Annotated in this window: 14 protein-coding genes; 5 read left to right on the top strand and 9 right to left on the bottom strand. The window is 64.8% G+C overall.

The window, feature by feature from the left end; all coding sequences use genetic code 11:
* The first annotated feature begins 51 nt into the window (after positions 1 to 51).
* The 3 genes from ABZ490_RS20225 (at position 52) to ABZ490_RS20215 (ending at position 1,372) form a co-directional block, all read left to right on the top strand.
* Positions 52 to 261 (top strand): hypothetical protein, encoded by a 210-nt coding sequence (locus tag ABZ490_RS20225; protein ID WP_358991801.1) that lies wholly within the window; start codon positions 52 to 54, stop codon positions 259 to 261.
* Between the two features lie 330 nt (positions 262 to 591).
* On the top strand, positions 592 to 816 hold the full coding sequence (locus tag ABZ490_RS20220; protein WP_358991799.1) for a DUF397 domain-containing protein: 225 nt from the start codon (positions 592 to 594) through the stop codon (positions 814 to 816).
* A gap of 88 nt (positions 817 to 904) precedes the next feature.
* A complete protein-coding gene (locus tag ABZ490_RS20215) occupies positions 905 to 1,372 on the top strand; it encodes a hypothetical protein (protein ID WP_358991797.1) in 468 nt (155 codons plus the stop codon).
* Positions 1,373 to 1,423: 51 nt separating this feature from the next.
* Here ABZ490_RS20215 and ABZ490_RS20210 read toward each other — a convergent pair whose 3' ends face one another.
* The 8 genes from ABZ490_RS20210 to ABZ490_RS20175 form a co-directional block, all read right to left on the bottom strand.
* Positions 1,424 to 2,833 carry a DUF3987 domain-containing protein gene (locus tag ABZ490_RS20210; protein WP_358991796.1) on the bottom strand — a complete coding sequence of 470 codons (1,410 nt, stop codon included), beginning with the start codon at positions 2,831 to 2,833 and terminating at the stop codon, positions 1,424 to 1,426.
* Positions 2,834 to 2,921: 88 nt separating this feature from the next.
* On the bottom strand, positions 2,922 to 3,662 hold the full coding sequence (locus ABZ490_RS20205) for a histone-like nucleoid-structuring protein Lsr2 (protein WP_358991794.1): 741 nt from the start codon (positions 3,660 to 3,662) through the stop codon (positions 2,922 to 2,924).
* Positions 3,663 to 4,113: 451 nt separating this feature from the next.
* Complete coding sequence (locus tag ABZ490_RS20200; protein ID WP_358991793.1) at positions 4,114 to 4,455, bottom strand: hypothetical protein; 342 nt, start codon at positions 4,453 to 4,455, stop codon at positions 4,114 to 4,116.
* 112 nt (positions 4,456 to 4,567) lie between these two features.
* Positions 4,568 to 5,476, bottom strand: coding sequence for a hypothetical protein (locus ABZ490_RS20195; RefSeq protein WP_358991791.1), 909 nt, complete (start codon positions 5,474 to 5,476; stop codon positions 4,568 to 4,570).
* 14 nt (positions 5,477 to 5,490) lie between these two features.
* On the bottom strand, positions 5,491 to 5,835 hold the full coding sequence (locus ABZ490_RS20190; protein WP_358991789.1) for a hypothetical protein: 345 nt from the start codon (positions 5,833 to 5,835) through the stop codon (positions 5,491 to 5,493).
* A gap of 347 nt (positions 5,836 to 6,182) precedes the next feature.
* Positions 6,183 to 6,812 (bottom strand): hypothetical protein, encoded by a 630-nt coding sequence (locus ABZ490_RS20185; protein ID WP_358991787.1) that lies wholly within the window; start codon positions 6,810 to 6,812, stop codon positions 6,183 to 6,185.
* Between the two features lie 64 nt (positions 6,813 to 6,876).
* Positions 6,877 to 7,029: a helix-turn-helix domain-containing protein gene (locus tag ABZ490_RS20180; protein ID WP_266409313.1), complete on the bottom strand. Its 153-nt coding sequence runs from the start codon at positions 7,027 to 7,029 to the stop codon at positions 6,877 to 6,879.
* A 95-nt stretch (positions 7,030 to 7,124) separates the two neighbouring features.
* Entirely contained in the window at positions 7,125 to 7,667 is a 543-nt protein-coding gene (locus ABZ490_RS20175) for a hypothetical protein (RefSeq protein WP_358991785.1), read from the bottom strand.
* Between the two features lie 130 nt (positions 7,668 to 7,797).
* Here ABZ490_RS20175 and ABZ490_RS20170 point away from each other — a divergent pair, with 130 nt between their 5' ends.
* A complete protein-coding gene (locus ABZ490_RS20170; protein WP_358991876.1) occupies positions 7,798 to 8,973 on the top strand; it encodes a site-specific integrase in 1,176 nt (391 codons plus the stop codon).
* 199 nt (positions 8,974 to 9,172) lie between these two features.
* On the opposite strand, the gene ABZ490_RS20165 is transcribed toward ABZ490_RS20170, so the two are convergent.
* Entirely contained in the window at positions 9,173 to 10,330 is a 1,158-nt protein-coding gene (locus tag ABZ490_RS20165) for an acyl-CoA dehydrogenase (RefSeq protein ID WP_358991783.1), read from the bottom strand.
* Positions 10,331 to 10,530: 200 nt separating this feature from the next.
* Here ABZ490_RS20165 and ABZ490_RS20160 point away from each other — a divergent pair, with 200 nt between their 5' ends.
* Positions 10,531 to 11,874 carry a UDP-glucose/GDP-mannose dehydrogenase family protein gene (locus tag ABZ490_RS20160; RefSeq protein ID WP_358991781.1) on the top strand — a complete coding sequence of 448 codons (1,344 nt, stop codon included), beginning with the start codon at positions 10,531 to 10,533 and terminating at the stop codon, positions 11,872 to 11,874.
* Positions 11,875 to 11,880 lie beyond the last annotated feature (6 nt).

Genomic DNA, 11,880 nt, shown 5'->3' with positions numbered 1-11,880 from the left:
CAACGTGAGGATGCGTCAGCACCAGAGAGACGAGCACGCGGGGAACCAGTCGTGAGCGTCACGGCCGAGGACATCGGTAAGCGGGTCCAGGACGCCTCCGGAAGGATCGGCATCCTCCGCGACGTGATCGGGGACTACGAGGACCCCGGGGAGCTGCCGGGCGAACGGCAGAAGCGCCTCGTTGCCTTCCTGTGGCCCGAGGGTGGCGGAAGAGAGTGGCTGGCCCCTCCGCAGCAAGTAAGGCGCGTCTCAAACCCCTGATCGCTTGGGAGAACTCCGTGTCCGTTCAGGATCTGCTGAACCTGCTTGCGCCGCGAACGGGTCAGGTGGACCCGGCGTCGTGCGTTCAATGCGCAACGCTCCGCAAGCGGGTTCGTGTGGCCAATCGATCCGGGAGTCCGGCCAAGGCTCTGGAAACCGTCGAGGCGATGCGGCTGCACAAGCGCTACGGCCATCCCGAAGACACGCGACAGCTCCCCTCTGACTTCTCCGCGCACGGTCCCCAACTGACTTAGGGGAAACGGACTCCCGCCCGGTATGGGCGGCGGCGGTCAGTCATGGCCGCGATTAGTTGAGCAGGAAGGTGCAGTGATGCAGAACGGAACCGACCTGTACGCGCTCGACATCAACGGGGCCGCGTTCGTCCAGGCGTGCGGCGGCCCCTGTTCCGAGGGGTGTGTGACGCTGGCCCGGATCGGCGAGGACGCCTGGGCCCTCGGTGACAGCAAGCGGCCGGACGCGCAGCCGCTGCGGTTCACCACGGAGGAGCTGGACGCGGCCGGTATCGACCCGGCGCGGTTCGGCCTGAACGTCTGATCCCCCTCCCCCGCCAGTCGGGCCCGACCCAAGAAAGCGGTCGGGCCCGACTGGTCCTCCGACCGCTGACACCGAACGGGAACAACAGGTGCACCACCACGGCTATCTGTGGACCGGACCGAAAGAGCGTTTCGACCAGGAAGCATTGCGACGGCCCCCTCATCCTGAGCCGCCCCCGGCTGGGAGCCGACCGGAACTGATCCAGCGCTATCGGGAAGTGGTGGCGGAGTTCCCCACTGCCGATCTGCCGCCCATCGAAACGGCCTACTGGCTCATCAAGCCCCGCTCCCTCGTTCGTGGAACCTGGGAGGAAGCCAAGGAGGCGGCGGCCTGGCTCGGTGAGCGCCTGGCCGAGCACGCCCCTCGGTTCGCGTCGGAGAAGGACCGAGACACCACGCGTCTGGCCCAGGTGGTGAACGCTGCTGCCGAACGACTGCACTCGGGCAGTGATGTGTCCTACGGCTGCTACCTCGAACGCCCCTCGTATCTGTCCCTGGCGGTGGTGACGTGTTCCCCGAATCATGCGATTCCTGAACTGGCCTGCCCAGTCGCGTAGTCGAAGCAACAAAGAAGCCCCGGCTATTCGGCCGGGGCTTCGTTTGGTTGGTTAGAGCAGTGCCCGGAAGGGGTTGAAGTCTGCGAGCGGTTCCGTCCGCTTCGGTTCCGGCGCGGGCTCGGGGGCCTGGCTGGGTGCCGGGCGGTAGGCGTCCAGGCGGACGACGCGCGCACGGTTCTCCTCACGCTCCGCGCTGGCCGGCTGCACCTCAGCGTGACGGGAAGTGTTCCGGTTCTTGTTGCTGTCCGTGCTGGCCGGCTGCGGCACAGAGTCACCGGAAGCGTCACCGCGGAGTGAGAAAACGGTGGCCGGTCGGCCGGTCTTCCCCGCCCGTTCCACGGTGACGACGATTCCGGACAGTTCCTTGACCTCTGCGGCCGTCGCTCCGACGTACGGGAGTACCTGAGAGGAAGTGGCCCGACCGCCGTGCATTTCGATCCGGGCCCGCACCTTGTCCTCAAGGCTGAGCGGCTGCCGCTTCACCTTCGGAGAGGTGGCCCCCTTGGTGATGCGCACGGCGTCCTGTACAGACCGACGGACCAGGGTGAAGGCGGCCGACAGCATCTCTTCCGTGACTGTCTCCGAGCACTCGGACGCTGCCAGGCAGGCCGCAACCCTGAGCGTCTGCTCTGCCGTCCGCTCGATGAACACGGCCTGTCCCTCCGGCAGGGACTCACCCAGGATGCGGGCGTATCGGCGCACGATCCGCCACAGCGGCCGGGCGTCCTCTGCAAGCGTGATCACGCGCGGCCGGGCAGTGGCCCAACCGTAGGCGTCGGACAGGTCCCGCCCGTCCACCTCGGGCAGGCTCATCCGGTCGTCATCCAGCAAAGGCACCGACCCCAGCAGGAAGGGAAGGATGCGGTTGTACGAGCCTCCGGCCGCTTCGGACTCGCCCACGTACTTAGCCCAGTCAGAGGGCGTGACGTGGCAGTGCAGGACCATGGCAGGGTCGCGTACTTCCTGCGCCACATCCTTGGTGGTGTTCCGCAGCGTTGCCCCATCCCATGCGCTCCGCAGCTTGGTCGTGAACGAGGCATCCCGCTTCACTCTGCGCAGTACCTCTGACCACTCTTCCTCACACACGAAACTGCGGACGTCCCGCCCATGCTCGGTCTCGGCGGTCGCTTCCTGCTGCTCCCAGAGGTGATTCACCATGCTCGCCCCGGACGTGATCCCGGATGTGGTGTGCGTGGCCACAAAGCGGCCCAAAGCCTTGTCCAGGACGTGATGCGCGGCCCGTAGCGCGGTTCCCTTGCCTCTGCCCGTTCCAGCCACCAGGGCCGACCACAGCAGCACGGGCCGACCGCTGCCACGGGACGAGACCTTGACCGTGCCACCAATAGCGGCCGACCACATCGACAGGGCGGCCACGTACACCCCCAATGCATCCGCTTCCAGGAACGGGGCGATCCTGCGGACCGCACGACCGATCGGACCGTACAGAACAGGGGTGTTCATGCTGCCTCTATCTCGAAAAGAGTTGGTTGGTTGGCCTCTGGCCGGGGAGGCCGGGCGCACTCCGCGCCCGGCACGGCGGGGGCGGCACTCAGGCCGCTGCCGCTTTTCCCTCCGACGCGTCCCGGTGCGTCAGTTCATAGGCGTGGCGCACGTGCATGGGGATGCGTCCCTTGGTGGGAACTGCGTAGCCGTTCTCTCGCGCCCATGCCCGCACGGCACGGTTCCGCTCCCGTTCGCTCATCCCGGAACGGTCGAGCTTGGCAGGCTCCGGAAGCGGGTCACCACCGACCAACTCACCCGAGCGAACAGCCGACTTGAAGCGTCCAGGTTCCCGCACGTCCATCACGGGAATGGCCCGCTCGGATGCGTCTCGCAGCTTGGTGGCGTTCCGGTCGCCACCCTCCCCCAGGATCAACAGAACCGTGCTGTCATCGGCACGGCCGACCACCTCATAGCCAAGGTTGCGGACCGCTTCCCGCGCGTCGTCCCACTCGTAACCCGGCACCTCACCGGCGATCATCACGGACAACACAGGTTCAGGGTCGGTCGACACTTCCGGCTCCGGCTCCGGCTCCGGCTCCGGCTCCGGCTCCGGCTCCGAGACAGGCTCAGCAACCGGCACGCGCTCAACCGGCGCACCCTTGGCAGTCTCAGGCACACCAAGAGCGTCCATCAGGTACCTGCCGAACAGGATGTCGTGCTCAAGGCAGAGGTCCCACGTATGCGCGCCCAGGGTAAGAGTCGTGCCCGCTTCTTCCTCACTGCCATCACGCGCTATGTGGGCGTCGCACAGAACCTTTTCCACGGGCATGAGCATGGTCTTACGCATAGCGCTGCATTCCTTTGTTAGGGCGGAGGTCTCAGCGAGCGTCCGGAGCGTTGCTCTACGGCTGCCTGCTTGATCTCCATTCTCCGCCACACCTATCACGGAACGGTAACTAACGAATAACTGAAGCATTACTCAATTATTTATGAATGACGGGGGTAATCGTAATTAGATAAAGAATAGGACCCACCGGGGGTGCTGTCCTTCCATCGCGTTTGCCAATCAAATCCCCAAAGCCCGGCAGTTCACATCTGGCGGCATCCATAACACTTCTTCGGCTGATGCTTCAGTTTGTCACCCCAGGGATGCATTTCCCCGGACAGTTCCCACCCGACGTGAATAGCGAACTCCTCGACACATTCCGAGCACTGGGGCTCACCCCATGGGCACTCATAGCCAGCCCGATGCGTGCCGTCGTGGGTTCCTGCTGCCCCGGCCTTGGCCGCTCGTCTGCTCACTCGTCCCCCTCGAAGGCCCAGCCCAGCCGCTTCATGCCGTCGGCCGTCAAGCCAAGGGCAGTAGCCAACTGGCGGAACTCGGTGAGGTGATCGCGGGTAGCGGTGCCGTCAAGGATCTTGCCGTAATAGGTCAGCATGACTGCCACAGTCGGGACGTAGGACTCATCCCAGCGCGCGGACTGAGGACTGCTCCACCATTGATGCCATTGCTCGGATTCGGCATCTGACCAATCCCTTACCGATGGCAGATCAGGAACGGGCAGGCCGTGATCGTTCGGCAGCACGTCCAGTCCCTTGTATCGAGAGTGCGGCGAATCTGGGTTACGCATTTTCGGCATGGTCCCTCCATTTTCCGTTACGCGCCGTCGACGGCCGGCGCAGGCTTCTGATCCACGGACAGTGAGAAGAACGGGCCCCCGCTGGTTGGCAGGGGCCCGAACTAATCAAGGGTTAGGCAGTAGGCCAAGTGACAGCAGCCTTGGCAATTCCCTTGGTCGGCTTCGACTCATCAAAGGTGTTGTCAGTCTTCTTGGTATCCAGCTCCGGGTATCGCACGATCTTGCCGCCGTACAGATGCAGGGTGTCGATGTAGTCAGCCCTGTACTTCTCCGACTGTCCCTCACGGAAGCCCGTGAACTGGCTTGCGTAGGTGGCGAACTCCGAGTGACCGGCCACGATGTCCACACCGGCGGGCATGGCCGTAGTGGTCAGGATCGTGAACCCGGCGAGGCGGGCGACAACGCCATTGGCGGTCACGCCACCTTCGCCGTAGGCAGCAGCATTAGCCACGGCCGGATGCTCGATGAGGTATCGCTTCACGCGCGGCGAGACCACCACGTAACGGCCTGCCGGGATGTCGTTGTCATCCAGGGCCAGCATCATGTCCAGAATCGCGCTGTACAGGATCTGAGGGATGTTGTCGGCGGTCGGCGCGATGGCCGGAAGCGCCGTCGCCCCGGTGGCGATGATGTTGCCCATGAAGGTGTCGGCCTCACGGGCCAGGGCTCGAATCATCTGCTGGTTGATCGGCGAGTCAAGGCCCCCAGCGAGCTGGACCCGTTCCGCATCTTCGACAAGAACCTGAAGGTACTTCGCCTCAGTAATTGTGAGCTTCTGATCCACGGTTTCCGGCCGCTGTGCGGTCATACCGTCGGCGATCGTGTAATCACCCACGGTCGGCCGAAGAAGGCTGTTGATGTGAACCACATCGCCCTTCTTGCGGATCTCTCCTTCGTACTTGTTATTCGCCACGAACGGAGACGCCCAGACCAGAAGCGGGTCAAATGCTACGAGAAGTTCGGCATCCCAGATCTCGGGAATAAAAGTGGTGGTTCCGGGCTGCTGGTAGGCAAGAGTCATACAAGTACTCCTAATTATCGCTTACGAACATCGAGAGAAACACGGCGACGCTCCGGAATCGGGCCGCCGTCGCGGTTGTGACCGGCCCCGACAAGTTGGGGAAACGTCGGGCCCTTGGGCTTGAAAGGCACCAGGGCCTTATCCATGGCATCAGTCGATGGCTTGCCATCTTCACCAAGCAATTTGGAAGCGTCGAGGTAATCCGTGAATCCGTCAGGGAGATTGATTCCGACCTGGGCGGCATGATTCTTGAGTTCAGCCCGCGCCAACTGCCCCGCATATTCCCGCTCGACCTCGGCCCGAATGGAATCGGAAGGGTCGGCCGGCGTGGCCTCGAAAATCCGTTCCGCGTCGCTCATGGCGACACCTCCTAGAGAACTAATAAACGTGAAGGGAAGAAGTAGAGAGAAGGGCCGCCTAAGAGCGGCCCTATACCTCACAAGAGGACAACGTAAGAGAAGACACTGCCCCCCTTACCCCCCACTGTGAACGATGCAAGTAGGAAGTAAAGGGAGGAGTGTTTCTCTACGTTGTCCCTCTCACAGGGAGGTGTCCGCAGAGCCTCATAACGACTTAGGAACTGCCCAGCCCGCAGGCCGTGCCAGAGGCACACCGCCGAGTGTGCATGGCCCCAGAGGATCGCTCCTCCACTGTTCTGAATTAATGCGACACAGGAGGAGGCCGCCCGGAGGTGGCTTCCCCCACGTCACGTCCCTGTGGTGTTGATACGGCCCCACACTTCCCGGTAGCCCGACAGATCTTGTTCCGTCAGGCCATCGAAGTCGTACACAAGGTTTCTGTTCCGGCTCACCTGGATGCCCGCATACCTCAAACGCCGCGTACGGGCCTTGGCGGGCTTTTGGTGGGTCTCGCAATACCTCCGGGGGCGTCCACGTTTCCGTGTCGCCTGCGAGGCGTACAAAGGCTCACGGCATCCGACCCATCGGCAGGACTCTGGGGGATAGTTCCTACGTTCCACCACGTAGCCGGAACCGTGCCGCGCACCCGCCTCCTCTGCTGCGGAGAGCAGAGAAAGCAATTCGCCATAGTGGTCCGGATCATCCAAACCGGGGCGCTGTTGCATGACGGATTGCATCTCTCGTTGGCTCGACTCAGGATCAAATGTGGGAAGAGTCGCCACGATGGGAGCCCAGCACAGGGAGACCATCCCGGTATGAGCTATCGCTATCCGCTCGAACTCCGTTTCCGTCTGCTCGACCCAGAGGCTCGGCCATTCCTCGAATGCTTCTTCACCGGCAACCTCTAGTAGTGCATCCGCGCGGCGCTCCAGCTCGGCCTGGCCAGGTTCGTCCACAGGTGGAATCGTCTTGGTCACGTGGTCCTCTCAGCAAACAAAAAGCCCCCGAATTCCCTCGGGGGCGTTCACTATTGGCAATTCTTCAGTTCTGTTCGTCCAGCCATTTTTCCAAGTCAGCCGGTCGACAGCGGAGGGACTGACCCACCTTCCGGAACGGGATCTGTTCGTCCTTCCAATTCCCGTACACCCACGACCGGGGCTTGTTCAAGTAATCGGCAACATCACCAACGGTCATCAGCTTGGTCAATCGACTCTCCAGAAAAAGAAAGCCCCCGAGTCGCCTCGGAGGCCCAATTTTGATATGCAATTAAGAGCTAGCGGTGGCGCAGGCTAGTCCTCTCCGCTCCCCATGGATTCCAAGACCCTCAATGTCTTCTCGGTCAGGTCTCCTCCAGCTTTCCCTGCCACAGTGCTGAGGTAGCCTTCGCGCCGAGCTTTCTTCAAGTGGTCCTTAATGGTCTCCGGCTGACGGCCGATCATGACTGCCAATTTTCGCACTGGGGCCACCGCTCCTGTGTCCGCCATCGCCTTGTATGTAGACGCGAGCATGGCCAAGTACCTCTCCGAGACGCCTTCACTGGCCAACAGCAGCCCAGCCGCCTCACCCGACTCGGTGAGCTTCTTGGCTGCGGTCTCCAGGGTGCTCTGAGCCTCCGGTGCCATCTTGGCCAGGTTCAGGGCCGCCGCGAGGTCCAGCCTGCGCAGCACGGTCGTGGAGATGCCCCGCGCCACGTCGCGCGCGGGTGCGTCGGCGGCCGACTCGATGGTGATGCGTTGAGGCCCGCCAGCCACGGGCCCTGTGGGCCACCACATCCGAATCGTCCACCCCCCTTGCTGCTGCTCGATCTCGAAGCCGCTCTCATCTGCTCGCATACCCTCAGAGTACACCACCCTGGGTGTTCCACCTAGGGTTGACAACACAGGGTGGACAGGCTCAGCCTGAAGTTAGGTGCTCCCGGCGCATCGGCGAGCACTCCCCTTGGACAGAAAGGCCAGCACCTCCGTGGCTAGAGCTTGGGTTGCGCGTTCGAAGGACGACCCGAAGAAGTGGACGGCGTACTGGTACGACCCAGACGGCAAGCAGCGGCAGAAGACCTTCGAGACCAAGAAGCGAGCCGACGACCAGCGCAAGCGCAAGGAACAGGAACTCGACGCCGGGACCTACCTGGACGACCGGTTGGGCAAGCAGCCCGTGACGGCCGTGTGGGAGCAGTGGACGAATCAAAGGAAGCTGGAGAACAGCACCAAGAAGCAGTACCGGTCCATCCAGAAGACGACTCTTGAGCCGTTCTTCAAGGCCCGTTCCATCGTGTCCCTGAAGGTCGCTGACGTTGAGCAGTGGCTCTTGTGGATGGAGCAGGACCGGAGGCTGTCCGCCCGCACACGGCGTCAGCGGTTCTCGTTCTTCTCAGGGATGATGGACTGGGCTGTTGCCAACGAGATCATCGGCCGGAACCCGTGCAAGAGGGTCAAGGGCGCAGGAAGCCGCGCCAAGGAGATCCGGGAGCAGAAGAGCACCGCAAGGCGGCTCACGACGCGGGAAGTTCTGGCGATGCTGGATGCCGCTCCTCCGCGATACCGCGCGATGCTGTGGCTCATGGCCGGGTGCGGCCTGCGGCTGGGTGAGGCCATGGCGGTGTCCCGCGATCAGATCGACTTCAAGGCCGAGACGCTTCGCGTCGACTTCCAGATTGCGGAGGACGGAGACACCGAGTCGGGGAAGAACAGCGCGATCCAGCGTCGGCACATCAAGGCTCGTGACGAAGGCGAGCCAGGGCGTTCCGTCCCCCTCCCGCCGAACGTCGCATTCGAGTTGCGGCGGCACATCAGGAACCACGGCGTTTGGGGGCCGGAGCGACTTCTCTTCCCCAACGTGACGCGGACTGGCTACCTCTACGCGTCGTACTTCTACCCGAAGATCTGGATGGAGGCTTTGGGCAAGGGACAGGTGAAGTACTGCAAGGCGCACTCACTCCGGCACTACTACGGGTCGCGGCTGCTGTACGCCGGAATCCCTGAGAACGACGTGGCCGACTGGATGGGCCACAGCAGTACGGACGTGCTGAGGGAGCACTACCACTACATCTTCGAAGGAGCCGAGCAGCGTGGCCGGGCCGCCATCGCAACGATGCTGACGCCCGGCGCCGACGACCCGACGGAGGCGTCAGAGGTCGCCTGATCCGCGTACGACAACAGCCCCCGGCGTCATGCCGGGGGCCGTGTTGTTTGTGCAGGTCAGTAGCCGTTTTCAGCCCGACGTCTGCCCAGGATTCCCCCAGCATGACGCCCAGGAACGGCCCTGATCGGGCCGCAACGGACGGAAACCCGAGGGTGCCCCTCCGGACCGTCGAAACAGCTCCTGACCTGCAAAAACCCTGCTAGGGAAGGTTCCTTGCCATCACGATCCGCTGGACTTGGTTCGTGCCCTCATAAATCTGGGTGATCTTGGCGTCGCGCATCATGCGCTCGACCGGGTAGTCGCGGGTGTAGCCGTAGCCGCCGAGGAGCTGGACCGCGTCCGTGGTGACCTCCATCGCGACGTCCGAGGCGAAGCACTTGGCGGCGGCGCCCTGGAAGGTGAGGTCGCTGTCGCCGCGCTCGGACTTGGCGGCGGCCGCGTAGGTCAGCTGGCGGGCGGCCTCGATCTTCATGGCCATGTCGGCGAGCATGAACTGGATGCCCTGGAAGTCGGCGATCGGCTTGCCGAACTGCTTGCGCTCCTGGACATAGCCCTTGGCGTAGTCGAAGGCGCCCTGGGCGACGCCGAGGGCCTGGGCGGCGATCGTGATGCGGGTGTGGTCGAGGGTCGCCATCGCCGTCGCGAAGCCGGTGCCCTCCTCGCCGATCATGCGGTCGGCGGGGATGCGGACGTTGTCGAAGTAGACCTCGCGGGTCGGGGAGCCCTTGATGCCCAGCTTCTTCTCCGGGGCGCCGAAGGAGACGCCCGGGTCGGACTTCTCGACCACGAAGGCCGAGATGCCCTTGGAGCGCTTGGTGGGGTCGGTGACCGCCATCACGGTGTAGTACTCGCTGACGCCCGCGTTGGTGATCCAGCGCTTCACGCCGTTGAGGATCCAGTGGTCGCCGTCACGGACCGCCTTGGTCTTCATGCCGGCCGCGTCCGAGCCCGCGTCCGGCTCGGAGAGGCAGTACGAGAACATCGCGTCGCCCTTGGCGAGCGGTGTCAGGTACCTCTTCTTCAGGTCCTCGGAGCCGGAGAGGATGACGGGGAGCGAGCCCAGCTTGTTGACCGCCGGGATGAGGGAGGAGGACACGCACGCGCGGGCCACCTCCTCGATGACGATCACGGTCGCCAGGGCGTCGGCGCCCGCGCCGCCGTACGACTCGGGTACGTGCACCGCGTGCAGGTCGCTCGCGACCAGCGCGTCCAGCGCCTCCTGCGGGAACCGGGCCTCCTCGTCCACCGCCGCGGCGTACGGCGCGATCTTCGCCTCGGCCAACGAGCGGATGGCGTCCCGGAGCATGTCGTGCTCCTCGGACAGGCGGTACAGGTCGAAGTCAGCCGATCCGGCCACGATTGCTCACGCTCCAAAGACGCTAGCGCTACCGACGCTAATTACCGTTAAGTAACTCAAATTTTAGAGGCCCGACCGCGCGTCTGACACGTGAGCTGGACAACAGGGGGAAGCCTGGGAGGGAAAGCGTCCGGCGAGGGGCTCCGACCCGCCCGGATATGCTCGGGCGCGCACCCCCGGCTTACTTTCCTGGAGCATCCATGAGCCTCAAGATCACCGTGATCGGCACCGGCTATCTCGGGGCCACCCATGCCGCCGCCATGGCCGAGCTGGGCTTCGAGGTGCTCGCCCTGGACGTGGTCAAGGAGAAGATCGAGAAGCTGGAGCGCGGCGAGACCCCGATGTACGAGCCGGGGCTGGAGGAGCTGCTGCGCCGGCACGTCGCCGGTATCGAGGGCTCCACCGGCCGGCTGCGCTTCACCATGGACTGGGCCGAGGTCGGCGCCTTCGGCGATGTGCACTTCGTCTGTGTGAACACCCCGCAGAAGCACGGCGAGTACGCCTGCGACATGTCGTACGTCGAGGCCGCGATCGGCTCCCTCGCCCCGCACCTGTCCCGGCCGGCCCTGGTCGTCGGCAAGTCGACGGTGCCGGTCGGCTCCGCGGAGCGCCTCGCCCGCACCATCGCCGAGCTGGCCCCCGTCGGCGCGGACGCCGAGCTGGCCTGGAACCCGGAGTTCCTGCGCGAGGGCCTCGCCGTCCAGGACACCCTGCACCCCGACCGGATCGTCGTCGGCGTGCGCAGCGAGCGCGCCGAGAAGCTGCTGCGGACGGTGTACGCCGCCCCGGTGCAGGAGGGCTCGCCGTTCGTCGTCACCGACTTCCCGACCGCCGAGCTGGTGAAGACCGCCGCGAACTCGTTCCTCGCGACGAAGATCTCCTTCATCAACGCGATGGCGGAGGTGTGCGAGGCCGCCGGCGGCGATGTCGCCAAGCTGGCGGAGGCCATCGGGCACGACGACCGCATCGGGAGGAAGTTCCTGCGGGCCGGGATCGGCTTCGGCGGCGGCTGTCTGCCCAAGGACATCCGTGCCTTCATGGCCCGCGCCGGTGAGCTGGGCGCCGACCAGGCGCTGACCTTCCTGCGGGAGATCGACTCCATCAACATGCGCCAGCGCGGGCAGATGGTGGAGCTGACCCGGGAGGCCCTCGGCGGCGGGCCCTTCCTGGGCCGGCGGGTCGCGGTGCTCGGCGCCACCTTCAAGCCCGACTCGGACGACGTCCGGGACTCCCCCGCGCTCAACGTGGCGGGGCAGATCCACCTCCAGGGCGCCCAGGTGACCGTCTACGACCCCAAGGGCATGGAGAACGCCCGGCGGGTCTTCCCGACGCTGGGTTACGCCGACTCGGCCCTGGAGGCCGTACGGGGCGCCGACATCGTCCTGCACCTGACGGAGTGGCGTGAGTTCCGGGAGCTGGACCCGGCGGCGCTGGGCGAGGTGGCGGCGGCCCGGCTGGTCCTCGACGGGCGCAACGCGCTGGACCCGGTGGTGTGGCGCGCGGCGGGCTGGACCTACCGGGCGATGGGCCGCCCCACGGCGTGAGCGGGC

The sequence above is a fragment of the Streptomyces sp. NPDC005811 genome, from assembly GCF_040630405.1.
Taxonomy (GTDB): Bacteria; Actinomycetota; Actinomycetes; order Streptomycetales; family Streptomycetaceae; genus Streptomyces.
This window is presented reverse-complemented; position numbering and strand designations above follow the sequence as displayed.

What these genes read in the sequence shown, in the direction of transcription:
- ABZ490_RS20220 (WP_358991799.1), top strand. Translation starts at nt 592, where the DNA reads ATGCAGAACGGAACCGACCTGTACGCGCTCGACATCAACGGGGCCGCG.
- ABZ490_RS20210 (WP_358991796.1), bottom strand. Translation starts at nt 2,833, where the DNA reads ATGAACACCCCTGTTCTGTACGGTCCGATCGGTCGTGCGGTCCGCAGG.
- ABZ490_RS20205 (WP_358991794.1), bottom strand. Translation starts at nt 3,662, where the DNA reads ATGCGTAAGACCATGCTCATGCCCGTGGAAAAGGTTCTGTGCGACGCC.
- ABZ490_RS20200 (WP_358991793.1), bottom strand. Translation starts at nt 4,455, where the DNA reads ATGCCGAAAATGCGTAACCCAGATTCGCCGCACTCTCGATACAAGGGA.
- ABZ490_RS20195 (WP_358991791.1), bottom strand. Translation starts at nt 5,476, where the DNA reads ATGACTCTTGCCTACCAGCAGCCCGGAACCACCACTTTTATTCCCGAG.
- ABZ490_RS20190 (WP_358991789.1), bottom strand. Translation starts at nt 5,835, where the DNA reads ATGAGCGACGCGGAACGGATTTTCGAGGCCACGCCGGCCGACCCTTCC.
- ABZ490_RS20180 (WP_266409313.1), bottom strand. Translation starts at nt 7,029, where the DNA reads ATGACCGTTGGTGATGTTGCCGATTACTTGAACAAGCCCCGGTCGTGG.
- ABZ490_RS20175 (WP_358991785.1), bottom strand. Translation starts at nt 7,667, where the DNA reads ATGCGAGCAGATGAGAGCGGCTTCGAGATCGAGCAGCAGCAAGGGGGG.
- ABZ490_RS20160 (WP_358991781.1), top strand. Translation starts at nt 10,531, where the DNA reads ATGAGCCTCAAGATCACCGTGATCGGCACCGGCTATCTCGGGGCCACC.